24 protein-coding genes are annotated in these 22,690 nt (G+C 73.9%); 8 read left to right on the top strand and 16 right to left on the bottom strand.

Annotated features, from left to right (window positions below):
- Positions 1-39: 39 nt before the first annotated feature.
- The 4 genes from BJ976_RS09870 (at position 40) to BJ976_RS09855 (ending at position 4,222) form a co-directional block, all read left to right on the top strand.
- Entirely contained in the window at positions 40-969 is a 930-nt protein-coding gene (locus BJ976_RS09870; RefSeq protein WP_209281019.1) for a MetQ/NlpA family ABC transporter substrate-binding protein, read from the top strand.
- Positions 970-1,150: 181 nt separating this feature from the next.
- Positions 1,151-2,587 carry an LLM class flavin-dependent oxidoreductase gene (locus BJ976_RS09865; protein ID WP_260399202.1) on the top strand — a complete coding sequence of 479 codons (1,437 nt, stop codon included), beginning with the start codon at positions 1,151-1,153 and terminating at the stop codon, positions 2,585-2,587.
- A gap of 148 nt (positions 2,588-2,735) precedes the next feature.
- Positions 2,736-3,443 (top strand): Tat (twin-arginine translocation) pathway signal sequence, encoded by a 708-nt coding sequence (locus BJ976_RS09860; RefSeq protein WP_135030715.1) that lies wholly within the window; start codon positions 2,736-2,738, stop codon positions 3,441-3,443.
- Positions 3,440-4,222 carry a hypothetical protein gene (locus BJ976_RS09855; RefSeq protein WP_135030716.1) on the top strand — a complete coding sequence of 261 codons (783 nt, stop codon included), beginning with the start codon at positions 3,440-3,442 and terminating at the stop codon, positions 4,220-4,222. Before BJ976_RS09860 ends, BJ976_RS09855 begins: the two co-directional genes overlap by 4 nt.
- Positions 4,223-4,341: 119 nt before the next feature.
- On the opposite strand, the gene BJ976_RS09850 is transcribed toward BJ976_RS09855, so the two are convergent.
- The 11 genes from BJ976_RS09850 to BJ976_RS09800 form a co-directional block, all read right to left on the bottom strand.
- The gene (locus tag BJ976_RS09850) at positions 4,342-4,722 is read right to left on the bottom strand and encodes a YtxH domain-containing protein (RefSeq protein ID WP_135030717.1); all 381 of its coding nucleotides are present in this window, start codon (positions 4,720-4,722) and stop codon (positions 4,342-4,344) included.
- 156 nt (positions 4,723-4,878) lie between these two features.
- A complete protein-coding gene (locus tag BJ976_RS09845) occupies positions 4,879-5,718 on the bottom strand; it encodes a DUF1206 domain-containing protein (protein ID WP_135030718.1) in 840 nt (279 codons plus the stop codon).
- 78 nt (positions 5,719-5,796) lie between these two features.
- The gene (locus BJ976_RS09840; protein ID WP_135030719.1) at positions 5,797-6,660 is read right to left on the bottom strand and encodes an anti-sigma factor domain-containing protein; all 864 of its coding nucleotides are present in this window, start codon (positions 6,658-6,660) and stop codon (positions 5,797-5,799) included.
- Positions 6,653-7,192, bottom strand: coding sequence for an RNA polymerase sigma factor (locus tag BJ976_RS09835; protein WP_229667505.1), 540 nt, complete (start codon positions 7,190-7,192; stop codon positions 6,653-6,655). Before BJ976_RS09835 ends, BJ976_RS09840 begins: the two co-directional genes overlap by 8 nt.
- Positions 7,193-7,278: 86 nt before the next feature.
- On the bottom strand, positions 7,279-8,031 hold the full coding sequence (locus tag BJ976_RS09830) for a class F sortase (protein WP_135030720.1): 753 nt from the start codon (positions 8,029-8,031) through the stop codon (positions 7,279-7,281).
- Positions 8,024-8,842, bottom strand: coding sequence for a DUF4397 domain-containing protein (locus tag BJ976_RS09825; RefSeq protein WP_135030721.1), 819 nt, complete (start codon positions 8,840-8,842; stop codon positions 8,024-8,026). Before BJ976_RS09825 ends, BJ976_RS09830 begins: the two co-directional genes overlap by 8 nt.
- 224 nt (positions 8,843-9,066) lie before the next feature.
- Positions 9,067-9,852, bottom strand: a complete 786-nt coding sequence (locus tag BJ976_RS09820) for a hypothetical protein (protein WP_184231857.1) — start codon at positions 9,850-9,852, stop codon at positions 9,067-9,069.
- A 181-nt stretch (positions 9,853-10,033) separates the two neighbouring features.
- Complete coding sequence (purL, locus tag BJ976_RS09815) at positions 10,034-12,340, bottom strand: phosphoribosylformylglycinamidine synthase subunit PurL (protein ID WP_135030722.1); 2,307 nt, start codon at positions 12,338-12,340, stop codon at positions 10,034-10,036.
- Positions 12,337-13,134 carry a phosphoribosylformylglycinamidine synthase subunit PurQ gene (purQ, locus tag BJ976_RS09810; protein WP_135030723.1) on the bottom strand — a complete coding sequence of 266 codons (798 nt, stop codon included), beginning with the start codon at positions 13,132-13,134 and terminating at the stop codon, positions 12,337-12,339. The genes purL and purQ overlap by 4 nt, the downstream gene beginning before the upstream one ends.
- Positions 13,134-13,412, bottom strand: coding sequence for a phosphoribosylformylglycinamidine synthase subunit PurS (gene purS, locus BJ976_RS09805; RefSeq protein ID WP_135030724.1), 279 nt, complete (start codon positions 13,410-13,412; stop codon positions 13,134-13,136). The genes purQ and purS overlap by 1 nt, the downstream gene beginning before the upstream one ends.
- Before the next feature lie 254 nt (positions 13,413-13,666).
- Positions 13,667-14,713, bottom strand: coding sequence for a hypothetical protein (locus BJ976_RS09800; protein WP_135030725.1), 1,047 nt, complete (start codon positions 14,711-14,713; stop codon positions 13,667-13,669).
- Between the two features lie 256 nt (positions 14,714-14,969).
- On the opposite strand from BJ976_RS09800, the gene BJ976_RS09795 reads away from it, so the two are divergent.
- Entirely contained in the window at positions 14,970-15,203 is a 234-nt protein-coding gene (locus tag BJ976_RS09795) for a hypothetical protein (protein WP_135030726.1), read from the top strand.
- Between the two features lie 4 nt (positions 15,204-15,207).
- Entirely contained in the window at positions 15,208-15,690 is a 483-nt protein-coding gene (locus BJ976_RS09790; protein ID WP_135030727.1) for a YchJ family protein, read from the top strand.
- A 31-nt stretch (positions 15,691-15,721) separates the two neighbouring features.
- Here the strand turns inward: BJ976_RS09790 and BJ976_RS09785 are convergent, their stop codons facing one another.
- From BJ976_RS09785 to BJ976_RS09770, 4 genes are all read right to left on the bottom strand, one after another.
- Positions 15,722-15,871: a hypothetical protein gene (locus BJ976_RS09785; protein ID WP_167736963.1), complete on the bottom strand. Its 150-nt coding sequence runs from the start codon at positions 15,869-15,871 to the stop codon at positions 15,722-15,724.
- A gap of 50 nt (positions 15,872-15,921) precedes the next feature.
- A complete protein-coding gene (locus tag BJ976_RS09780; RefSeq protein WP_135030728.1) occupies positions 15,922-16,119 on the bottom strand; it encodes a helix-turn-helix transcriptional regulator in 198 nt (65 codons plus the stop codon).
- Positions 16,120-16,122: 3 nt separating this feature from the next.
- The gene (locus BJ976_RS09775) at positions 16,123-16,668 is read right to left on the bottom strand and encodes a hypothetical protein (RefSeq protein ID WP_229667506.1); all 546 of its coding nucleotides are present in this window, start codon (positions 16,666-16,668) and stop codon (positions 16,123-16,125) included.
- A gap of 76 nt (positions 16,669-16,744) precedes the next feature.
- A complete protein-coding gene (locus tag BJ976_RS09770; protein WP_135030729.1) occupies positions 16,745-17,758 on the bottom strand; it encodes a GNAT family N-acetyltransferase in 1,014 nt (337 codons plus the stop codon).
- An 80-nt stretch (positions 17,759-17,838) separates the two neighbouring features.
- Between BJ976_RS09770 and BJ976_RS09765 the strand changes: the two genes are divergently transcribed.
- Positions 17,839-18,243 (top strand): hypothetical protein, encoded by a 405-nt coding sequence (locus BJ976_RS09765; protein ID WP_135030730.1) that lies wholly within the window; start codon positions 17,839-17,841, stop codon positions 18,241-18,243.
- Positions 18,244-18,449: 206 nt separating this feature from the next.
- Here the strand turns inward: BJ976_RS09765 and BJ976_RS09760 are convergent, their stop codons facing one another.
- A complete protein-coding gene (locus BJ976_RS09760) occupies positions 18,450-19,469 on the bottom strand; it encodes a 3-methyladenine DNA glycosylase (protein ID WP_135030731.1) in 1,020 nt (339 codons plus the stop codon).
- Positions 19,470-19,692: 223 nt separating this feature from the next.
- Here BJ976_RS09760 and BJ976_RS09755 point away from each other — a divergent pair, with 223 nt between their 5' ends.
- Positions 19,693-22,668: a S8 family serine peptidase gene (locus BJ976_RS09755; protein ID WP_135030732.1), complete on the top strand. Its 2,976-nt coding sequence runs from the start codon at positions 19,693-19,695 to the stop codon at positions 22,666-22,668.
- Positions 22,669-22,690 lie beyond the last annotated feature (22 nt).

Genomic DNA, 22,690 nt, shown 5'->3' with positions numbered 1-22,690 from the left:
CCTTCCTCTCGCCCGCTCGACCTCATCAGGAGGCACCCCTTGCCGCGTTCCACTTCGTCCACCACCGGCCACGACCACGGGTTCACCCTGCGGCGGCGCACCGACCGCCTCCCCTGGACCGTGGCCGCCGTCGCCGCGATCGTCGCCCTGGCTCTGGGGGTCATCCTGATGCGGGGTGCGGCCCATCCGGCGGTGGCCGCCGGCGGATCGGCGGCGGCCGTCGACCGGCCCCTGCGGGTCCACTACGAGCCCGCCATGGCAGGCGAGGAGCGCATCCTCGAGTACGTGGCGGCGGAGATCGCGCCGCAGCACGGTGTCACCATCGAGCCGGTCGGGATCGCGGACGCGGTCCAGGCGAACCGCGCGGTGGCCACGGGTGAGGTGGACGCCACCATCTTCGAGCATCAGTGGTACATGAAACAGGTGGCGGACGGGAATGGGTTCGACCTGACGCCCACCACGGAGCTGTACCAGTGGGCGTTCGGCCTGTACTCCTCCCGCTACGACTCCCTGGACGGCGTCCCCGCCGGGGCCGTGGTGGCCGTGCCCACGGACCTCGCGAACCAGGGGCAGGCGTTGTGGCTGCTCGAGCGTGAGGGCCTGATCGAGCTGGACCCGTCGATCGAGCCGCGTACTGCCCGCCTCAAGGACGTCACCGCGAACCCCCGCGGCTTCGACTTCCAGGAGATCGACCTGCTGTCCATGCCGCGGACCCTGGACTCGGTGGACGTCGCCGTCGGATACACGAACCTGTTCGACGCCGGCAAGGTGAGCCGGGACAAGGGGATCCTCTTCCCGGACCCGCCCCGGAGCTTCGCCTCCCGCCTGATCGTCGCCACCGACGCCGTGGAGTCGCCGGAGACCAAAAAGCTGCAGGAGGTCTTCAGCGACCCGAAGTTCAAGGAGTACCTCGAGACCACCGACGATCCCCTGGTCGCCGGCGTGCTCACCCCCGTCTCCGAGGACTGACCCGTCGGGCACCCCGCAACCCCGGGTCACACGCCGGCGGCCGCGCGGCCCTCCCGTGCAGGGCGCGGCGAAGGTGACGTTGCGCGCGCCTCGCCGCCACCCCGAATTGCCCCCCGCATCGGCCGGGGCTGGACTGAGCGTCCGACCTCTTCTGCCCTCCACTCCCGAAGGACCTCCTGCCATGACCACCGAGAACACCGCCCAGCCCGCCGTCCCCGCCGCCCCCCCGGCCCCGGGCCGCGGCCGCGAGCTGCTCTTCAACGCCTTCGACATGAACTGCGTGGCCCATCAGTCGCCGGGCCTGTGGCGCCATCCGGACGACCACGCCCGCGACTACAACACGCTGGGCTACTGGACGCACCTGGCCAAGACCCTTGAGCAGGGTCTCTTCGACGGCCTGTTCATCGCGGACGTGCTCGGCCCCTACTCCGTCTACGGGGGCACCTCCGAGGCCGCCATCCGCACTGGTGCGCAGACCCCGGTCAACGACCCGTTCCTGCTGGTCTCGGCGATGGCCGCCGTCACCGAGCACCTCGGCTTCGGGGTCACCGCCGGCACCGCCTACGAGCACCCGTACCCGTTCGCCCGCCGCCTGGCCACGCTGGACCACCTCACGGGCGGCCGCGTGGGCTGGAACGTCGTCACCGGCTACCTGCCCTCGGCGGCCCAGAACATGGGCCAGGACGACCAGATGGAGCACGACGAGCGCTACGAGCACGCGGACGAGTACCTCGACGTCGTCTACAAGCTCCTCGAGGGCTCGTGGGAGGACGACGCGGTGGTCTACGACAAGGAGACCGGCGTGTTCGCGGACCCGGCCAAGGTCCACGACATCGCCCACGAGGGCAAGTACTTCAAGGTCCCCGGCCACGCCGTGACCGAGCCGTCCGCGCAGCGCACCCCCGTGATCTACCAGGCCGGCGCCTCGACGCGCGGCCGCGCCTTCGCGGGCAAGCACGCCGAGGCGGTCTTCATCAACTCCCCCACGAAGGAGCTGGCCAAGGCCACCACCGCGAAGATCCGCCAGGCCCTCGTCGAGGCTGGCCGCGACCCCTACGACGTCAAGGTCTTCGCCATGCAGACCGTGGTCACCGGCGCCACCGACGACGACGCCCGCGCCAAGTACGACGACCTCGCCCAGTACGTGGACCCGCTCGGCGGCCTCGTGCTGATGTCCGGCTGGATGGGCATCGACCTCTCGCAGTACGAGCTGGACGAGCCGATCGGCGACGTGCAGTCCAACGCCATCCAGTCCGCGGTGGAGACCTTCCAGAAGGCCTCTGGCACGGACGAGGAGTGGACGGTCCGCAAGCTGGCCGAGTGGGTGGGCATCGGCGGCTTCGGCCCGGTGATCGTGGGCGGCGGCGCATCGGCAGCCCGGCAGCTGGCCGAGTGGGCGGACGAGACGGACGTGGACGGCTTCAACCTGGCGTACCACATCACCCCGGGAACCTTCGAGGACATCGTGGAGTTCGTGGTGCCCGAGCTGCAGGAGCTCGGCCGCTACAAGACCGGGTACACGGACGGCACGCTGCGTCAGAAGCTCTTCGGCCGCGGTGACCACCTGCCCCGGAACCACCACGGCGCGTCCTTCGCGCTGCGCCACCGGCAGGGCTGACCGGGGACTCCGCCCGACGACGGCGCCCGCCCCTCCGCGCGAGGGGCCGGGCTCCGTCGTGCGTCCGGGCCGCGTCCAGCCGCGCTGGGTAGGGTGAGGCCCAGCACAGCGGCGGTCCGCCCGCCGACCCGTCCCTCAGGAGGAGAACATGCAGCGCAGACGTGCCGTCCACGCGGCCGGGCTGGGGGCCCTGGGGGCCCTCGTCCTCGCCGGGTGCGCGAGCCAGCCGCCCGCCGCCGGCGAGGCCTGGGAGCAGGCCCGCGCCCAGATCGACGGCGCGGAGTCCGTCCGGATGTCCTTCGTGAGCACCGACGGCTCGCAGACGCCCCGCGTGATCACGTGGGACCTCGCCGGACCGCTCGAGGGCACGGACGGCACCACGGAGGCCTCGATGCTCGTGGGCGACGACTCTTGGATGACCGTGGACACCCGCACCGTGGACGGCCGCTCCTACGCGCGCATCACCACGCAGGGACAGGACGTGCCGGCCCAGGTGGCCGCGCAGTACAACACCGACGGGTGGCGCGAGACGGCCCCCCCGTCCCAGGGGAGCCCGATCGGGGGGACCCTCGAGAGCATCGCCCTGCCCGCCGCGGACGCCCTCGCCGGGGCCGATGTGCAGCCCGAGGAGGTCGAGTGGTCCGGGGGGACCGCCCACCGCTACCAGGTGCCCTCGCAGGCCGCCGAGGCCGCCCGCCAGGAGGGGGACGCGTTCACCGTGCGCGCCTTCACGGTGGACGAGGACGGCTCGCTCGTGGGCCTGCGCGTGGAGGACGGGACGCAGATCCAGGAGCTCACGCTGACCGACTGGAACCAGATCGACCCGGCCGAGGTGCCGGAGGAGGTGGAGCAGTGATGCGCCCCGACCGCAGCCCCCGCGTCCCCGCCCGTCGCGCCGTGCCCGCGGCCGTGCTCGGGCTCGGCGCCGCACTGGCCCTGACCGCGTGCGGCGCCTCCGGCGAGGACGCCTCCGGCGCGTGGGACCGCGCCCGCGCCCAGCTCGAGGGCGCCCAGTCCGTCCGCATGACCACGGAGGTCGGCACCGACGCCGGCGTGGCCGGCGGTGGGATGGGCGTCCCGGACGCCACCGAGGTGGCCGGCGCCGTGGACGGCGGGGACCTGCTCTACACCGGCGAGTTCCGCGCCGGGCAGCACACCGCCCGGGACGAGATCCGCGTGGTGGGCGGGAAGCAGTACCACCGGTTCGTCGTGGAGGAGCGCGGCGGCGTCGCCGGCCCCGAGCGCCCCGAGTACGCGCAGAAGTGGCAGGAGGTCCCGGTGGGCCAGGGCCTGAGCATGCGCGCCGTGGTGGACGGGCTGCTCGCGGGCGTGCCCGCCGCCGGCGGCCTCGAGGGCGCCGCCGCGGAGGCGGACGGGATCCGTCGCAGCGGCGAGGACGCCGTGCGCTACGTCCTCGAGCAGCCGGTGGCCGGCGCCGGGGACGGGACCACCCGTCTGAAGGCGTTCACGGTGGCCGAGGACGACGGCGCCCTCCTCACCGTGGAGACCGTGGCGCCCGGTACCGAGGGCACGGTGACGTTCTCGGACTGGAACGCCGTCGAGCCCGTCGAGGCGCCCGCGGCGGACGAGATCGCCGCCCCGCCCGCCGCGCCGGAGCCCGCCCCGGCCGGTTGATCACCCGGCCGGGGCCTGCGGCTCCGGGTGGACACGCGACGACGCCCCACCTCCGCGAGGAGGTGGGGCGTCGTCGTGTGGGTCCGGCGCTCAGGCGCCGGGACCGGGCGTCCGCCGGATCAGGCGTTCGCGGGGCCCTCGTCGCCGAGCGCGGTGGAGGGGTCCGAGATGATGTCCGGGTCGGCGCCGGTGGCGTTGGCGGCCGGGACGTTCTCGTTGTTCGAGACGGTGACCTGGTCCTTCTTGTCCTCGTTCACGTCGGACTCCTTCTTCTCCTCCGCCGTGGCCTTCACCTCGGCGGCCTTCTCCTGGGTCTTGTCCTTGGCGTCGGAGGCGACGGCCTGGGCCTTCTCCTTGGCCTGGCCGACCTTCTCCTGGGTCTTCGGATCGTTCCAGAGCGTCTGGGCGTTCTGGGTCATCTTCTGGAGGTTCTGGCGGCCCTCGGCGCTGCCGAGCAGGTAGCCGGCGGCGGCGCCGACGGCGAGAGTGAACCAACGCATGGTGTCTCCTTCTGAGTTGTGGCGGCCCGACCGCGAGGGTCGGGCTCGGGGCGCCCGTCCGGCGCCGTCGGGTCCACCTTGGCCCCCCGGGGCCGCCGCGTCAACATCCGAGCGCATGATGACGCGGGAGTCGGGCCCGGGGCGGCGGCGGGAGGATCAGCCGGGCATGCGGTCGTAGCGTGAGCGCAGGAACTCGTAGACGCCGTAGAGGACCAGGCCCAGCCCCACCGCGCCCAGCAGCCAGGGCCCGAAGGGCTGCGCCAGCAGCGTCTTCAGGGCGCCGTCCATGCCCGTGCTCTGCGAGGGATCGTGCTGGACCACCGCCAGGACGAAGAGGGCCCCCACCAGGGCCAGCACGATGCCCTTGGCCGTGTACCCCACCACGCCGGTCACCGTGAGCGCTCGGGACACGTCCTCGCGGGACGGGGAGGTGAGGTCCTTCACGAAACGGCGGGTCATGCCCTTGTGGATGTGGTGGCCGCCGATGCCCACGATCACCAGGCCGATCGCCACGAGGAGCGTCGCGCCCGCCGGGTGCTCCAGGAGCGTGGCGGTGAAGGACCGGGTGGCCTCGCCCGAGTCCCGGCCCGCACCCACGCCGGCGGCGGCGAACGTGCTCGCGACGGCGGCGAACACCACCGCCTTGCCGGCGTCCTTCACGCGATCCAGGGTCTCGTCCCCGCCCCACACGGCGGCGGCCAGGTGCCAGACGGACAGCGAGGCGCATCCGGCCACCGTGATCCACAGCAGGACGAGGCCCGCCGGGTTGTCCGCCAGGAGTCCGGCGGCGCCGGACTGGTCGGCGTCGCCGCCTCCGCCCCGGGCGAGGTCGAAGGCGAGCAGGCCGATCAGGACGTGCAGGATGCCGTTGGCCACGTGGCCCAGTCGGGCCAGGCGGCGGAACATCTCCGACCGGGTGGCGCGGCGGGCGGTGTCGGCGCCCGAGCGGAGCGTGCCAGCGGCGGAAGGGGGCGCGGAACGCGCGGGGTCTGCCATGCCGGAAGCCTCGTGCGGGGGACGCGGACCCGGGTGCCCGGGGTCACACGGTGACGGGTCCTGAGCCCCGCCCGGGGCTCAGGACCGGCGGACCATCTCGCCCACCCACAGCGACGTGCCGGAGTGGGTGGGATCGCCGTCGAAGTGCTCGTGGGAGACGTCCACCACCGGGTACTCCCCGAGCTGCACGCCCTCGGGGACGGTCAGCACGGCGTCCTCCGAGGTCACCGTGCCCAGGGAGATCATCCGGCTGGCCGCCTCGTCCCGCAACCACACCTCGAGGTAGCCGTCCTCGGCGTCGGGCACGGTGGGCACATGGACGGCGAGCCGCATCTCCCCGTCCGACTCGCGGCGCATCTCCGCCCGGGCCAGGGTCCCGCCCTGCGCGACCGGATCCAGCCGCGCGTCGCCGAGCAGCTCCTCGGTCGGGGTCGGCTGGGCCACCGGGGCGCCGTCCGTGCCGCCCTCGCTCCCGGACAGGGCCATGCCCACGCCGAGGCCGCCGACCACCAGGCCGGCCGCCGCGGCGGCGGCCACCGGCCACCAGCGGGTCCGCTCCGTCCGCGCCGCGGCGCGGGCGGCACGGCTCTCGGTCAAGGGGACCACGACGTCGTCGCGCCCGTCCGTCCGGGCCGTGGAGGCGACCACGGCGTCGGGGGCCGCGTCCGCCCGCTCCGGGGTGTCCAGGTCCGCGACGATCCGATCCCACAGGCCCGCCGGCGGCGCGACGAGGTCGGGCGCCGGGTCGGCGAGGGCGGCGAGGACGCGCAGCGTGCCGTGCAGCTCTTCGAGGGAGCGCGCATCGAGCCCGACCGCGACGTCGTCCGGGACGGGGGCGGGGCCGGAGAGGCCGCGGACCGCGTGGTCCCGGTGCAGGCGCACGGCGAGGTCGGCCACCTGGTCCTCGGCCAGGCGGCCCTGCTGCGGGGGATGCTCAGACACCGGACACCTCCAGGCTCTTCCTCAGCGCGGCCAGGCCGCGGTGGACATGGGACTTGACGGTGCCGAGCGGCAGGGAGAGCCGCTCGGCGATCTGCGGGTAGGACAGGTCCTCCAGGAACGCCAGCCGCAGCACCTCGTCCTGCGGCGGGCCGAGCCGGTCCAGCGCCTGCCGGACCACCAGGGACGCCACGGCGGACTCGCTGACCCTGTCCCCTGTGGCGTCCTCGCGGGGCAGGTGGCCCGCCTCGGCCTCGACGGTGCGGGCCTGGCGGATCCGCGCCGCGCCGACGTCCGCCACGACCCGGCGCGTGATGCCGGTGAGCCAGGCGCCCAGGGGGCGGGACGGGTCGTAGGTCCCCCGGGACCGCCAGGCGCGGGTGAAGACCTGCTGCGCCGCGTCCTCGGCGTCCTCCCGGTGCCGTAGCGACGCGGCGCACAGGGAGAAGACAAGCGTGCCGTGCCGGTCGTAGGCCTGCCGCATCGCCTCGGGGTCCCCGTCGGCGAAGCGCCGGGCGACGTCGTCGTGGTGCATGGGCGTTCTCCTCACCGCACGGCTCCCTCGGAACCGGGCGGCGTCCATCCGCGTCGGTGTCTCCGCACGTCCGTCCAGGGTAACGCTCAGTCCGCCACCGGTGTGGCGGTCACCACGATGTTGTCCGTGTAGTGACCGGTGGCCTCGTCCCATTCGCCGCCGCACGTGATCAGGGTCAGCACCGGGTCCCCGGTCCGGCGGAAGTGGGGGGTGAAGTCCAATCCCGCCTTGCCGAACGCGGCCACCGACGTGACGACGTGCCGGCGTTCGACACCCTCGGCGTCCACGACCGTCAGCTCGTCGCCCACCTCCGACTCCCGCAGGGCGTAGAGCCGGCCCACGGGATTGCGCGGCGAGCCCGAGTGGGAGGCGATCACGGCCGATCCGGCGGCGTCCCCGGGCGCGGGCCCGTGGCGGTACCAGCCGGCGACGTCCGGGTCGTCGGGGAGCTCCATCCCGCCGTCCGCGAGAACGCCGGTGGGCACCACCTCCATGTCCGTCCCGATCGCCGGGTAGACGAGCCGGACGGGTGCGGCGGTGCGCGTCGGGGGCGCGTCCGTGGCGGGGCGGACCGGGACCGGTGTCCTGCTCGACCCGGCCGATGCCGTGACGGACGGCGGATCCTGCGGCGGAGCGACCGAGGCGGACGTCGACGCGTCAGGACGGCCCGCCACCGACGAGAGCGGTTCGGCGGTCCCCGGCGCCCCCGCGCCGACGGCGATGCCGTCGGCCGGGGCGCAGCCGGAGGAGGCCAGCAGGACGGCCGCCGCCGCCACCAGGGTGGGGACGAGCCCCGTCCGGCGGCGACGGCGACCGCTCTGTGCGTGGACGTCAGGCATGGGCCGCCCGGCGGCGGGCCACGGTCCAGGAGCCGGCGGCCAGCGCGGCGAGGGCGGCGCCGCCGGCGGCCAGCAGACCCGCGGACGGACCGGCGGGGGCCACGTCCACGTCGGCGGACACGGCGGTCGGCGCCATGTGCTCGGCCTCGACGGCCTGGGTGGCCAGGGCCAGGGTGCCGTCCTCGGCGGAGCCCCAGGCGTAGGCGATCGTGGTCATGCCCTCGGCCACCTCGACGTCGGCCGGGCCCAGGACGGGCTCGGTGGTGCCGGCCACGGAGATCGCGGCGGGGACGGTGCCGGCGGGGATCTCGAGGGAGGCCTCATCCGGGTTCTCCAGGCCCGGCACGACGACCTCGTCGCCGGCCCACACGTCCACGGCCGGGGCGGCGGCGATGTGGCGCACGGTCAGACGGCCCTCGCCGGCGGCCAGCTCGTCGGTGTCGTTCTCGAACGCGGTGACGGTGGGGGCGCCCTCGGCGTCCAGGTGGGCCGCGGCGGTGTAGTTCCCGTCCTCCTCAAGGGTCAGGTCCACCGGGCCCAGCACCGGGTCGGAGTCGTCCTCGGCGTCGGCGGCGGTGATGGCCACCTCGTAGTCCCCGGCGGGAAGCTCAAGCGGGCCGGCCAGCTCGCCGGGCTCGAAGTCGTCGAGGGTCAGTTCGCCGTCCACGTAGACGTCCACGGTCAGGCCGGGCACGCCGTGCAGGACGGACAGCTCCGCGTAGTCGTCGTGGTCCATGGCGGCGGCGGACAGGGGGGCCATCACGGCGAGGCCGACGGCAGCGGTCACAGCGGCGGGAAGGGTCTTGCGCATGGGATCAGTCCTCTTCGTCGTCGCCCCGGGGGGCGGGTCGGATGCGGCACGGGATGTGCTCACACCAGGACTACCGGCGTGGAGGCGGTCCGGTTGCAGATCGGCAGAAGAAATTCTGCGCGGCCTGCTCCGGGGCGCTCCTACCGGGCACGGGACAGGCCCCGAGGCGATGCCTCGGGGCCTGCGGCGGGCTCCCGTGCGGGGAGCCCGAGGGTGATGACGGATCAGGCGTCGACGCGACGGCCGGTGCCGTTGCGCAGCTCCGTCTCGCGGCGGTGCACCGCACGCGCGCCGGCCACACCGGCGAGGGAGGACACGAGGCCGCCGAGCAGCAGACCGCCGAAGGTCCACCAGGCGCCCTGGGCGAGCTCGTCGCGGTTCTCCTCGAAGGTCCGGGCCGCCTCGTCGGCGGCCTGCTGGGCCTGGTCCTGGGCCTGCTGTACGTCCTGCTCGCTGACCTGCCCCTGCGCGTCCTGCGCGGCGGCGCCGATCTGCTCCGGGGAGACCTGGGTGGCCTGGGCCGCGGTGTTGGCGATGCCGCCCACCACGCCGCCCACGGTGCCCAGCAGCGAGGAGCCGAGCAGGCCCACGAGCAGCAGGAGGCCGATGAGCGAGGTCGCCCACGTCACGAGCCCGTGCAGCAGGCCCCCGCGCACGGCGAGCGCGCCGGCCACGAAGCCGGCGGCGGCCAGGCCGAGCACCAGGGTCACGAGCGACCAGATGCCCACGGCGGTGCCGCCCACGGCGCTCAGGCCCAGCGCGGTGGCGAGCACGCCCAGGAGGACGAGCACCGCCAGGAACGTCACGACGCCGGCCAGGATCGCACCCCACGAGATGTTCGAGGGGCGGTGGCCGCGGTCGGTGCCGAGCCAGGAGTCGCGGGCGGCGTCGTCGTGCGCGGCCACGGTCTCGTGCACCGTGGAGGAGCCGTGCTCCGGGGTGCGGGTCGCGTTCGCGGCGCGCTGCGGCGTCGCCGCGTGGGAGGGCTGGGGTCGGTTCTTCTGGGCCATGGTGGTCCTCTCGCTACGGGTGGCGGAGGCGCGCCCCGTGGAGGGGACGCCTCCCTGCTCTGTGACCTTATCTCCGCGGGTCAGGGGTCCGGCCAGGGGTGAGACGCCGCGGGCGGGAGAGGGGACCCCTCTCCCGCCCGCGGTGCGTCCGGCGCCGGTCCGATCCGGCCCGGATCCCGGCTCAGCCGAAGTGCTTCGGCAACGTGGCCTCCCAGGCCTCGCGCAGCTCGGCGATCGGCAGGGTGAACTGCCCCTGCACCTCGAGCGCCTCGGACTCCGCGTCCACCACGCCCAGGCGCGCGACGGTGTACCCGCGGGCCGTGGTCATGTCCGTGAAGCGGACCTCCTCGGTGCGCGGCACGGAGACCACGGCGCGGCCCTGGGTCTCGGAGAACAGGGCGGTGAAGGCGTCCACGCCGTCGCGGCGCATCAGCTCGTCGAGCACGATCCGGGCGCCCACGCCGAAGCGCAGGACCATGTCCGCCAGGGTGGCGGCGAGGCCGCCCTTGGAGACGTCGTGCGCGGCGTCGACCATCCCGTCGCGGGACATGTTGACCAGCAGCTCGCCCAGCAGGCGCTCCCGCTCCAGGTCCACGCGCGGGGGCACGCCGCCGAGGTGGCCGCGCAGGTTCGCGTACTCGGAGCCGTCCAGCTCGTCGCGGGTCTCACCGAGCAGGTACACGGCCTGGCCGTCCGCGTCCCGGCCGAAGCCCGAGGGGGTGCGGCGCAGGACGTCGTCGAACCGGCCCAGCACGCCCACGGTGGGGGTGGGGTGGATGGCGACGCCGCCGGTCTGGTTGTACAGGGACACGTTGCCGCCGGTGACGGGCACGCCCAGCACCTGGCAGGCATCCGCGAGCCCGCGCACGGCCTCGGCGAACTGCCACATGACCTCCGGGTCCTCGGGGGAGCCGAAGTTGAGGCAGTCGGTGACCGCCAGCGGCACGGCGCCCACCGTGGTCACGTTGCGGTAGGCCTCCGCGAGGGAGAGCTGCGCGCCCGCGTACGGGTCCAGGTAGGCGTAGCGGTCGTTGCAGTCCGTGGCCACGGCCACGCCCATGCCGGTCTCCTCGTCCACGCGGACCACGCCGGCGTCGTCCGGGGCGGAGAGGGCGGTGTTGCCGCGCACGTAGCGGTCGTACTGGCGGGTGATCCAGGAGACGTCCGCCAGGTTCGGCGAGGCCATCAGCTCGAGGACGGCGGCGCGCAGCTCCTCGTCCGTGGTCGGCAGGTCCTGCCCGGCCGCGGAGGAGCGGAAGGTGTCCGCCTGGAGGGCGTCCTGGAAGGAGGGGCGGTGGTACGGGCGCTCGTACACGGGGCCGTCGTGGGCCACGGTGCGGGGGTCGACGTCCACGATGGTCTCGCCGTCCCACGTGATGACCAGGCGGCCGTCGCCGGTGACCTCGCCGAGCCAGGAGTACTCCACGTCCCACGTGGCCATGACGGCCTCGAACGCGGCCACGTTCTCGGGGGTGACCACGGCCATCATGCGCTCCTGCGACTCGGACATGAGGATCTCGCCCGGGGTCAGGGTGGGGTCGCGCAGCAGCACGTGGGTCAGCTCCACGCGCATCCCGCCCTCGCCGTTGGAGGCGAGCTCGGAGGTGGCGCAGGAGATGCCGGCCGCGCCGAGGTCCTGGATGCCCTCCACGAGGGAGTCCCGGAACAGCTCGAGGCAGCACTCGATCAGCACCTTCTCCGCGAACGGGTCGCCGACCTGCACGGACGGACGCTTGGCGGGCTTGCCGCCGTCGTCGAAGGACTCCGAGGCGAGCACCGAGGCGCCGCCGATGCCGTCGCCGCCCGTGCGGGCGCCGAACAGGACCACCTTGTTCCCGACGCCGGACGCGTTCGCCAGGCGCAGGTCCCCGTGCTTGAGCACGCCCACCGCCAGGGCGTTGACCAGCGGGTTGCCCTGGTAGGAGGAGTCGAAGGCGACCTCGCCGCCGATGTTCGGCAGGCCCAGCGAGTTGCCGTAGCCGCCGATGCCCGCGACGACGCCGTGCACCACGCGCGCGGTGTCCGGGTGGTCGATCGCGCCGAAGCGCAGCGGGTCCATCACGGCCACGGGGCGGGCGCCCATCGAGATGATGTCGCGCACGATGCCGCCGATGCCGGTGGCCGCGCCCTGGTAGGGCTCCACGAAGGACGGGTGGTTGTGGGACTCGACCTTGAAGGTCACGGCCCAGCCGTCGCCGAGGTCGGTCACGCCGGCGTTCTCGCCGATGCCGACCATCATGTGCCGCTTCATCTCGTCCGTGAGCTTGTCCCCGAACTGGCGCAGGTGCACCTTGGAGGACTTGTACGAGCAGTGCTCGGACCACATGACGGAGTACATGGCCAGCTCGGCCGCGGTGGGGCGGCGGCCCAGGATCTCGCGGATCCGGGCGTACTCGTCCTCCTTGAGGCCGAGCTCGGCCCAGGGCTGCTCGAGGTCCGGGTGCGCGGCGGCCTGGTCGACCGTCTCGATGGTGAACTGCTGGCTCATGCGGCGCCTCCCCGGCTCGCGAGGGTGGTCAGGACGGAGGTGAAGAAGGACAGGCCGTCGGTGCCCGTGCGGACGCCGTGCTCGGTGTCCGGGCCGAAGCCGACCTCGATCGCGTGCTCCGGGTGCGGCATCAGGCCGACCACGTTGCCCGCGGGGTTGGCGATGCCGGCGATGTCCCGGCGCGAGCCGTTCGGGTTCCAGCCCACGTAGCGGAACACCACGCGGCCCTCGCCCTCGAGACGGTCCAGGGTGGCCTCGTCCGCCACGTACTGGCCGTCCTGGTTCTTCAGCGGGACGGTGATGGTCTGGCCCTGCTCGAAGTCGCGGGTCCAGGCGGTGTCCGTGTTCTCCACGCGCAGCTGCTGGTCCCGGCAGATGAAGTGCAGGTGGTCGTTCTTGATCATCGAGCCCGGCAGCAGGTGGGACTCGGTGAGGATCTGGAAGCCGTTGCAGATGCCCAGCACCGGCAGGCCGTCCGCGGAGCCCTCGGGGCCGCCGGCGGCCTCGGCGATCGCGGTCATCATGGGCGCGAACCGGGAGATCGCGCCGGCCCGCAGGTAGTCGCCGTAGGAGAAGCCGCCCGGGATCACGACGGCGTCGAGGCCGGCGAGCGTGGCCGCGGCGTCGTCGTCGGCGTGCCACAGGGACACGGCCTCGGCGCCGGTGAGGCGCACGGCGCGGAGGGCGTCGACGTCGTCGAGGGTGCCGGGGAACGTGACGACGCCGATCCGGGCACCGCTGAGCGGGGTCTGCGGCGTCGAGTAGTCGCCGATCAGGGGGAGATCCGTGGTCATCAGGCGTGGGCCTCGTCGTTGGTCTCGGACTCGTCGATCACGGCGACGTTCACGACGTCCTCGATGACCGGGTTGGAGAGCATCTCCTCGGCCGCCTTGCGGGCCTGGTCCAGGATCTGCTCCGTGACCTCGCCCTCCACGGAGAGCTCGAAGCGCTTGCCCTGGCGGACCTGGCTGAACTCGGTGAACCCGAGCCGCGGCAGGGCGCCGTTGATCGCCTTGCCCTGCGGGTCGAGGATCTCGGGCTTGGGCATGACGTCGACGACGATGATGGGCATCCAACGCTCCTGGTGTCTGAGGGGGCCGTGCGGGTGGTGCTCCGGGACGGGCAGAGGAGAGCGGTGGTGCCGTCTCACGCCGGGGTCGCCGGACGCTCCGCGAGCTTGCCCCGCCAGTCTACCGAGGCGCCGTGCGGCCCCGCCCCGCCCCGCCCCGCCCCGCTCCGCTCGCTGCGACCTCCTGTTGTGCGCAGGACCGCGTCCTCACGACGAGGGCATGTGCACAACGGGAGGTCCTGCGCCGCGGCGCCCGCTCACCCACGACGCCGGGGCACGCCCTGGCGCACCAGCTCGGCCTCCAGCCGGGCAGGGGAACGGAGGTCCTCCCACGTCCAGCGGGCCAGGCCGGACAGCACTCGGCGCAGCCGGATCTCGCGTTCCTTCTCCTCTCGGATGGCCCGGCGCCGGTCCGCCTCTGAGGCGTGCAGGCCGACGTCGTACTTGGTGATCCCGTCGAACTCGCCGCCCACGCGCACCTGCGGCCACCAGAAGTCGAGCCGGTCCTCTCGCATGGTGCCCTCGGCGTGGACGCGGTGTTGCAGCACGGGAGGCGCGAACCCCAGCTCGTGGATGAGCACGCGGCTCAACGACTCCCCGGGCGACTCGGACGCACCGTCGGCGAACGCGCAGGCCCATGCGAACCGTGCGCGGGCCGCTCGGGAAGCGGGGACCTCAGCGTGGGCGGCCGCCCATTCCGCACACTTCCGGGGCCGGTCGCGGACGAGGCGGTCCAGCGGGGCCATGATCTCCCGCGGGGGCAGGCCGGCCGACAGCTGCAGGTGCACGGTGGGCAGCGGTTCCGCACTGGCCATGCCGAGGAGGGCGCCGCCTGACGTCCGCAGCAGGATCTCCTCGGGCGAGTGGCCGGGCGCGGACACCGGGTTCCAGGTGGGGGAGACGGTCGGCGGAGGAGGGGTGCGGACGGCGCCGGGGGCGAGGGCCTGTCGGACGAGGGCAGACCTCCCGTGGTGGTGGGGCGTCGTCGCGCGCAGGTGCAGCGTCCGTGGCGTCTCGATCAGGGGCAGCCCATGGAGATGGGCGGCGGTCGTGCCGGTGAACACCGCGTCCGGGCGGGTGAGCGCCACTGCCGCCGCCGTGAGGGTGAAGCGGTCCCAGGGAGCGGCCGCGAGCCAGTCGGGCACGGGGCAGTAGACGCCGCGCATGAGACGCAGCAGGGCCCCGGCGTCCCAGGCGCGGGCCACCCGTCGGCGAGCGGCCGCGTCCGTGCGGGCCGTCACCCGCAGGAGCGGTCCGCGGCCGGTGCGGATCGATGGGTCCTCGAGCAGGGGTGCGGCGTCCATGACTGCAGGATCGCTTCGCAGACGGGAGGCGACGCGGGGAGGGGCGGCTGTCTGGGGAGGGTCCGGGCCCTGCGGATGCCTGTGCAGGAGGGGTCGGATGCGGGGCGGGGAGGGCGGGAGCCGGGCGACCCCCGTCCCCCGCTGCCCCTCCGGTTGTCAAACCTCCCGTTCTGCGCAGGACCGTGTCCTTAGCACGCGGTCCTGCGCACAGCAGGAGGTCGGCTCGCAAGGCCGGGCCGGCGACTAGCCTGGACGCATGATCCTGGCCCGCATCCCCCGCCGCCGCGACGACCGCGCCGCCACCCGTCGTCCCGCCCGCCTGACCTCCGCCCGCCGCGACGCCGTCGCCCCCGACTCCGGCCGCGTGCGCCCCGTCAGCCCGCTCGGCCCGGCCATGGTGCTGGCGCTCGGCGGCGTCGCGCTCTCCGCGGTCCGCCGCATGCGCGCCCGCGCCGGACGCCGTGGCGCCGCCGGCACCGATCGCGCCTGATCCGGTGACCCGCGCGCAGCCCGCCGCCGAGCCCTGCCCGTGCGGGCGCGGCCTGGCCTACCCCGACTGCTGCGGTCGCTGGCACGCCGCCTTCGCCGCGAACGGCACCCTCGCCGCGCCCACGGCCGAGGACCTCATGCGCTCGCGGTACACGGCCTTCGCCCGCCTCGGCGAGGTGGACCCCGCCACCGACGACGGCGCCCGCACCGTGGCCGCGATGGTCGCCTACCTGCGGGCCACCTGGGCACCCGAGACGCGTCCCGCCGCGGCGGACCTGACCCCGGGGCCGGAGGAGACGCCCACCGTGTTCACCCGCCTCGCGGTCACGGACACGACCGGCGGCGGCCCGTTCGACACGGTCGGGACGGTGACCTTCACCGCGCTCGGCCAGGACGCCTCCGGCGGTCGGGTGCGCATGACCGAGCACAGCCGGTTCCGGCGCGAAGGCGGCGTCTGGCGCTACGTGGACGGGGACGTCGCCGGCTGAGGCGGGCGCGCGTCGTCGGGGGCGGTGCGGGTCAGAATGCGGAGAGGAACCCGGCGGCCACGCTCAGGATCAGTCCCACGATGCACAGCAGGGCGACGATCGTGACCACCGGCCGGGTGCGGCGCGGGGAGTCGTCCGGGGTGAGGTCGGCGTCGCGCAGCTCGGGGGGAAGGCCGGTCATGGTGCTCCTGGGGTGGGGGCCGGTCGGGGTCGGGCCAGTCTACGGGCGGGTCAGTCCGCGTCCGGGGTGAACAGGTCCTCGATGCGCCGGCCGAACACGGCGGCCAGCCGGAAGGCCAGGGGGAGCGAGGGGTCGTAGCGGCCCTTCTCGAGGGAGATCACGGTCTGGCGGGAGACGCCGAGCTCGTCCGCGAGGCGCTGCTGGGACCAGCCCAGGCGGGCGCGCTCGGCGGGGATCGAGTTCTCCACGGCTCAGCCCCGCCGCTTCAGCAGGAGGTAGCGGACCGCGGCGGAGGCTGCGGCGACGACGATCAGGGTGGCACCCGTCAGGGACGGGGACGGCTGCCACCCGGTCATGCCGATCACGAACGTGCCCAGCCCGATCACCACGAGCAGGTCACCAAACGCCCCGGACTGCGCCTTCTCCAGCCAGCGGCCCTCGACGGTCTCCTCGGTGTCCCGGATCGCGCCGCGGACGGTCGTGCGATCCACGAGCAAGGACCAGGCGACGCCGGTGCCGATCGGCAGGGACGTGGCCGCCATGATGAGGCCCATGATCCAGGGGTAGCGAGCGTCCGGCTGCTCGCGCAGGGCGGCCAGGCCGTAGGCGGCGGCGCCGATCAGCAGGGCGATGAGCAGGCCCAGCACCAGGCTCACGAGGAGCAGCCGTCCCGTGCCGCCGCCGAGCCGAGCGGACCTGCCCCAGCGGGGGCGCGTGTCCCGTCGGGGGTCGGTGGTGGTGCGGGGCGCCTCGGCGGCGCGAGCGGCGAGGTCATCGGTGTGGTGGGGGGAGGTCATGGCCTGCTCCTTTGTGCGGTGCCGGGCTCCGTGCCCGGCGATGTGAAGCAAGCTTGACAGTCAAGCACGCTGGACGTCAAGCACCCTTGACTTCCTCTTCGCCCCGGGTGGTGTCCGTGGACGTCTCCCGAGCGTGGGCCGGGGTCGGCGGCACGAGGGCCAGCCACAGCGGCTCGAGCTCGAAGCCGAGGGCCTCGTTCATGCGCAGGGCGGCCGTGTTGACTTCGGCGCCGCCCGTGCCCCAGACCCGTCCGCCCCGGGCATGGGTGGCCAGCACCGAGGCCGCCTTCACGGCCTTCCCCACGCCCCGGCTGCCGCGCAGCTGCGCCACCGCCGTCCGGTCCACGTCCCAGCGGCCCTCCCCCTCCGCTCCGTGCGTGCGGAACACCAGGGTGAAGCCGATCAGCTCCCCGTCGGCGAACGCCCCGACGGCGACCCCGTCCTCCTCTTCCAGACGCGCCTGGAGATCCTCGGGCAGGGGCGTGTGGAACGAGCCGTCGGTGCGCGGGAAGCGCGGGGCGGCCTCGACGTCGAGCGCGCGGAGGGCGGGCAGGTCCGCCGATCCCAGCACCCGCACCTCGACCCCATGCGCCTCCACCGCGGCGACGAGGTCGCGGTATGGGGTGAGGTCGGCGTCGTCGGCCAGATGCAGGCGCGCGCCCCACGACCGCGAGCGCTCCGTCCACCCCGCGTCCTGCAGGGCGGCCGCCTCCGCGGTGTCCTCGCGCAGCACACGAGCTTCGGCGTCCGGCGCGGCGACGGGCCGCATCATCTGCACGGGGACGTGGTCCCAGGCCACCGTGCCCGGGTGGACGTGCGGGAAGAGCTCGGAGGCGGGGTCGGCAGGGTCGCCGGGCTCGCGGCGCACCGCGAAGCCGGAGCCGGTGAGGGCCTCCTCGTCGAGCGCGACGAGGAAGGCGTCCGGCCGGTCCGCGTACACCGCCGCCGCCACGACGGCGGCCTGGCGGGCGTCCTCGGAGGCGTGCAGGAAGCCGACCTCGGGGAACGTCGCGTCCCGCGTGGACGCCGTGTAGCGGCCCGTGCGGCGGGCCTCGGCCCAGTCCTCCGGCAGGGTGATGTGCAGGATCATGGCGCCAGGGTACCGGTGGGGCCTATGCTCAGATCATCCCGGGCACAGCAGCCGCCGGCCCGCAGCGAAGGAGTGCTCCCGTGACTGACACCCTGCCCCTCGCGTTCCCCTGCCGGCCGTCGCCGGCCCCGCACACGCCGGCCGAGCGGACCGGGTCCGCCCGAGACCGTGTGCTCCGTGCCTGGGTGGTCGCCCTCATCCCGCTGCTCCTCGTGGTCCCGCCGGGCATCGCGCTGGTCCTGGGGCTCCTCGAACGGGACCTGCAGGCGGTGACGCTCGGGGAGCTCGCCCTCGGGGCCTGTCCGGCGGTCTGCACCGCCGCCGCGCTCGTCGCGTCCGTCGCCGTCCACCGCACCGGACGTCCGGAGAGGGCGGCCGCCTGGTCGTGGGCCGTGGTGGCCCTGCTGGCCGCCGCCGTCCTCCCGGCCATCGTCCTGCTCGTCACACCCCTGACCCAAGCCCACGCCGACGCGGCGATCCGCTGAGAGTCCGCCTCCCGGCGTCGGCACTCCGGTGGTCCTCCCGCCCCGGCCCGGAGGGCGGCGAGTTCTGCATCGTGGACGGGTGACGGGCGGGCCCGCAGCAGCCGCACTACACAAGACCTCCCGCTGTGCTCAGAACCTCGCCCTCGGGACGCGGTCCTGAACAGAACGGGAGGTCCAGCGTCCTGGCCCCTGCTCGAGCGGCATCCTCACCCGGCCCCCTCCAGCACCGCCAGCAGCCTTATCCGCAGCGCCTGGCCCCGCTCGGCGAACTCCCGCTGCCTCCGGGCGTACTCGGCGCGCCCGGCCGGCTCCTCGATCCGCACGGCCTCATACCCGCCGCGTCCGTCGGAGAGGTCGTCCACGCCGGTGAGGTCGTAGGGGGAGGCCTCCATGTCCAGGCGCCGGATGTCCCAGGCGAGGTCGAAGCAGTCCGCGAGCAGGTCCGAGTCCACGAGCGGCACCAGCTTGTACGCCCACTTGTAGAGGTCCATGCCGGCGTGCAGGCAGCCGGGCTGCTCCATGTCCCGCATCCCCTCCCGGGTGGGCAGGACGCCGTCCTCGCCCTCGTTCAGCCCCCGCGCCTCCGGGGCGAAGAACCGGAACGCGTCGAAGTGCGTGCACCGGATCCGCGAGCCCTCCACCACGGCGTCCGTCCCCGCCGCGCCGAGCCGCAGCGGCAGCTGGGAGTGCCGCACCCCGTGCACGTCCGAGCGGTACGCCATGGCCCACTCGTGCAGCCCGAAGCACCCCAGCCGGGCCGCCCGCTGCGCCGTGCGCGCCAGCAGCTCCCGGGTGAACGCCGCCCCCGACGCGCGGTCCGCCAGGAACACCGGCACGTCCACGGTCCAGCCGCCCACCTCGCGCCCCTCCAGCACGACGCCGGGCACCTCGCCCGCCTCGACGCGTCGCCAATGCTTCCACTCGCCGCGGGGGGCCGTGCCCAGCTCGGCGGCCTCGGCGGCGGCCGCGGTGCCGTCGTCGTCGGCGAGGACGACGCCGGCTCCCGAATGCCACCGCTGCAGCGCGGCGGGGGAGTGCGTGTAGTAGCCGAACAGGAAGTCCTGCACGGGGTGCTTCTCGCCGCGCATGCGCAGCGCCACGAGCGGGTCCGTGCGGCGGGCGATGCGCTCGCGGTGGGCCCGGGCGCGGGCCCGCCAGTCCTCGGGCGCGAGGACGGTCCGGGGGCGGGTGCTCGGGAGGGCGGGGGAAGGGCTGGCGGAGGACATGACGGGACCATTCTCCCGGACGGGGAGATCCGGACGCCGGCCGTGCGCGCCTCCCGTGAGCCCCCTGTCCGGACTCCGGACATCCTTTTGGCGCACTCGTCGATCACCAGGTAGATTTCTCCCACTGACTGTGGTCCACCTCACATCATGCATTCCTGACCCGGGATGACGTGCCGCGGTGGACAGTTGCACTCGCACCCCGTGATGAGAAAGGCGGAGGCCCATGCCCCGTTCCACCACCCCCGCACCGCGCTTCCGTCGCCTGGCCGCCGCCGTGGCCGGCCTCGGACTCGTGGCCGCCCCCGCGCTCGCCGTCCCCGCCGGCGCCCTCGACCTCGGCAACGGCACCACCGCGCAGAGCCCGCAGGGGCAGCTCCGCCAGACCGACGTCTTCGAGGCCGGCCGCTACTTCGTCGTCCTGAAGCAGGCCCCGTCCGTCGTCGCCGAGGGCGGCCAGACCACGCCGGGCGCCGCCCCCAAGGCCAAGTTCGACCCCTCGCACCCGCGCGTGAAGGCCTACGAGGCCAAGCTCGAGCGCCAGCAGGCCAAGCTGGCCGCCAAGGCCGGTGTGGAGCCGAAGCTCCAGTTCCAGCGCGCCGTCAACGCGTTCGTGGCCGAGCTGTCCGCCGACCAGGCCGCCACCCTGGCGAAGGACCCCTCGGTCCTCGCCGTCACCCCGGACGAGCAGGTGGCCCCGGACTACACCTCCACCGAGTTCCTCGGCCTGCCCGGCAAGAAGGGCACCTGGAACACCACCTACGGCAAGCCGGTCAACGCCGGCAAGGGCGTCGTGGTCGGTGTCATCGACTCCGGCATCAACCCGGACAACCCCTACATCGACGGGGAGCCGGTGGGCCCGCTGAAGGGCAAGCCGAAGGTCGGCGAGCCGTACCGCACGGCGGACGGCCAGATCGCGATGCTCAAGGCGGACGGCACCACCGCCGTCGCCGAGTGCGAGACCGGCCCGGACTTCCCGGCCTCCTCCTGTGACTCCAAGCTGCTGGGCGCCTACGCGTTCTCCGAGGACTTCGAGAAGTACGTCCCGGTGGACCAGCGCGACCCGAACGAGCGCATCTCTCCGCTGGGCGTCTTCTCCCACGGCACGCACGTGGCCACCACCATCGTCGGCAACACGGACGTCGAGCAGACCATCAACGGGGACTCCTTCGGCACCGGGGCGGGCGTGGCCCCCGCCGCGAAGCTGATCTCCTACAAGATCTGCTGGGAGGACACCGACCCGTCCACGGGCGGCTGCTACACCTCCGCGTCCGTGGCCGCCGTGGAGCAGGCCATCGAGAACAACGTGGACGTGATCAACTACTCGATCTCCGGCAACAACACCTCCGTGGTGGATCCGGTGGCCATGGCCTTCCGCTCCGCCGCCGAGGCCGGCATCTTCGTCTCCGCCTCGGGCGGCAACTCCGGCCCCACGCCGAACACCGTGAACCACTCCTCCCCGTGGGTCACCACCGTGGCCGCCGAGACGTTCTCCAACGAGCTGACCGGCACCGTGGAGCTCTCCGACGGCACCAAGGTGCGCGGTGCATCCTCGGCCCGCACCGGCGTCGGCCCGGCCGAGGTCGTGCACTCCAGCGAGGTGGCGGCCGCGGGCGCCAGCGCCGAGGACGCCCGCCTCTGCGTGCCCGGCTCGCTGGACCCGGCGAAGACCGCCGGCAAGATCGTGCTCTGCGAGCGCGGCGCGATCGCCCGCGTGGACAAGTCCAAGGCCGTGGCCGAGGCCGGCGGCATCGGCATGATCCTCGTGAACGTGACCCCGAGCTCCATGGACGCGGACATCCACTCCGTGCCCACCGTGCACACCAACGACGCCTCCCTGATCGAGAAGGTCAAGAACGGCGACTACACGGCCACGATCGTCCCGCAGGACACCACCGGCCTGCCGGAGGAGCCGCTGCCGCAGATCGCCGGGTTCTCCTCGCGCGGCCCGTCCAACGCCGTGAACCAGGAGTTCCTCAAGCCGGACGTGGCCGCCCCGGGCGTCAACGTGATCGCCGGCGTCTCCCCGCTGGACCCGTCCTACGACGGCAACACCTTCGGCCTCATGTCCGGCACCTCCATGGCCTCGCCGAACCTGGCGGGCATGGCGTCCCTGCTCATCGGCAAGTACCCCGACTGGTCCCCGATGGCTGTGAAGTCGGCCCTCATGACCTCGGCCGGTGACGTCTACAACGCGGACGGCTCCGTCAACGAGGACAACTTCGCCACCGGTGCCGGCTCGGCCGACCCGAAGGCCGCCGCCCGTCCGGGCCTGGTCTACGAGTCGGGCGCCGAGCAGTGGGACGCCCTGATCATGGGCGAGCTGCGCGGCCGTGACGTCAACCTGGCGTCCGTGGCCATCCCGGACGTGCTGGGCACCACCACGGTGACGCGCACCGTCACCGCCCTGGAGAACGGCCGCTGGCAGTTCTCCGAGGACATGCCGGGCTACGACGTCACCGCCTCCCCGTCCGTCCTGGACCTGAAGGCCGGTCAGTCGGCCGAGGTCACCCTCACGATCACCCGCACCGACGCGGCGCTGAACGAGTGGGACCACGGCTCCTTCTCCTGGTCCACCGCCAAGGGCAAGGCCGTCCCCACGGTGACCTCGCCGATCACCCTCAAGTCGGTCCCGGCCCTCGCCGAGACCGCCGTGCAGGGCACCGGGGCCTCGGGCTCCGAGCAGGTCACCATCGAGCCCGGCTTCAGCGGGGAGCTCACCCCCACCGTCCTGGGCCTGAACAAGGTGGACGCCCAGGCGGTCACCCTCGAGCCCGGCGCGTCCAAGGTCTCCCAGGTGACCGTGGGCGAGGGTGTGGAGACCGTGACCTTCGCAGTCGACTCCGGCGTGGACACCGCCGACTGGGACATGCTGGTGCAGACCCCCTCCGGCCAGCAACTGGCGTCCGCCACGGCGGCCTCGGATGAGGCCGTCACCATCCAGAACCCGGAGGCCGGCACCTACCTGGTGCTGACCCAGCTCTACGCGAACCCGGCCGGCGCGGACACCGCGTCCCTGGAGACCGTGCAGCTGACCACGGACGCCGGCAACCTCACCGTCTCCCCGAACCCGGTCCCCGTGACCGTGGGTGAGGAGACCGAGGCCACCGTGTCCTGGGACGGCCTGACCTCCGGCACCTGGCGCGGCCAGGTCCAGTGGGCCGAGGGCGTCGCCACCGACGTCGAGGTGACGGTCCCCTGATCGGACACCCCTGACGGGCTCG

The sequence above is a fragment of the Micrococcus flavus genome (genome assembly GCF_014204815.1).
In the GTDB taxonomy this organism is placed as follows: Bacteria; Actinomycetota; Actinomycetes; order Actinomycetales; family Micrococcaceae; genus Micrococcus; species Micrococcus flavus.
This window is presented reverse-complemented; position numbering and strand designations above follow the sequence as displayed.

Coding starts and splice junctions, on each gene's coding strand:
- BJ976_RS09770 (WP_135030729.1), bottom strand. CDS start 17,758: ATGATCCTGCACATCACCCTGCCGGAGGACTGGGCCGAGGCCCGCCGC.
- BJ976_RS09865 (WP_260399202.1), top strand. CDS start 1,151: ATGACCACCGAGAACACCGCCCAGCCCGCCGTCCCCGCCGCCCCCCCG.
- BJ976_RS09755 (WP_135030732.1), top strand. CDS start 19,693: ATGCCCCGTTCCACCACCCCCGCACCGCGCTTCCGTCGCCTGGCCGCC.
- BJ976_RS09860 (WP_135030715.1), top strand. CDS start 2,736: ATGCAGCGCAGACGTGCCGTCCACGCGGCCGGGCTGGGGGCCCTGGGG.
- purS (WP_135030724.1), bottom strand. CDS start 13,412: ATGCCCATCATCGTCGTCGACGTCATGCCCAAGCCCGAGATCCTCGAC.
- BJ976_RS09760 (WP_135030731.1), bottom strand. CDS start 19,469: ATGTCCTCCGCCAGCCCTTCCCCCGCCCTCCCGAGCACCCGCCCCCGG.
- BJ976_RS09825 (WP_135030721.1), bottom strand. CDS start 8,842: ATGCGCAAGACCCTTCCCGCCGCTGTGACCGCTGCCGTCGGCCTCGCC.
- BJ976_RS09795 (WP_135030726.1), top strand. CDS start 14,970: ATGATCCTGGCCCGCATCCCCCGCCGCCGCGACGACCGCGCCGCCACC.
- BJ976_RS09845 (WP_135030718.1), bottom strand. CDS start 5,718: ATGGCAGACCCCGCGCGTTCCGCGCCCCCTTCCGCCGCTGGCACGCTC.
- BJ976_RS09830 (WP_135030720.1), bottom strand. CDS start 8,031: ATGCCTGACGTCCACGCACAGAGCGGTCGCCGTCGCCGCCGGACGGGG.
- BJ976_RS09835 (WP_229667505.1), bottom strand. CDS start 7,192: ATGCACCACGACGACGTCGCCCGGCGCTTCGCCGACGGGGACCCCGAG.
- BJ976_RS09785 (WP_167736963.1), bottom strand. CDS start 15,871: ATGACCGGCCTTCCCCCCGAGCTGCGCGACGCCGACCTCACCCCGGAC.
- BJ976_RS09850 (WP_135030717.1), bottom strand. CDS start 4,722: ATGCGTTGGTTCACTCTCGCCGTCGGCGCCGCCGCCGGCTACCTGCTC.
- BJ976_RS09800 (WP_135030725.1), bottom strand. CDS start 14,713: ATGGACGCCGCACCCCTGCTCGAGGACCCATCGATCCGCACCGGCCGC.
- purQ (WP_135030723.1), bottom strand. CDS start 13,134: ATGACCACGGATCTCCCCCTGATCGGCGACTACTCGACGCCGCAGACC.
- BJ976_RS09820 (WP_184231857.1), bottom strand. CDS start 9,852: ATGGCCCAGAAGAACCGACCCCAGCCCTCCCACGCGGCGACGCCGCAG.
- purL (WP_135030722.1), bottom strand. CDS start 12,340: ATGAGCCAGCAGTTCACCATCGAGACGGTCGACCAGGCCGCCGCGCAC.
- BJ976_RS09775 (WP_229667506.1), bottom strand. CDS start 16,668: ATGACCTCCCCCCACCACACCGATGACCTCGCCGCTCGCGCCGCCGAG.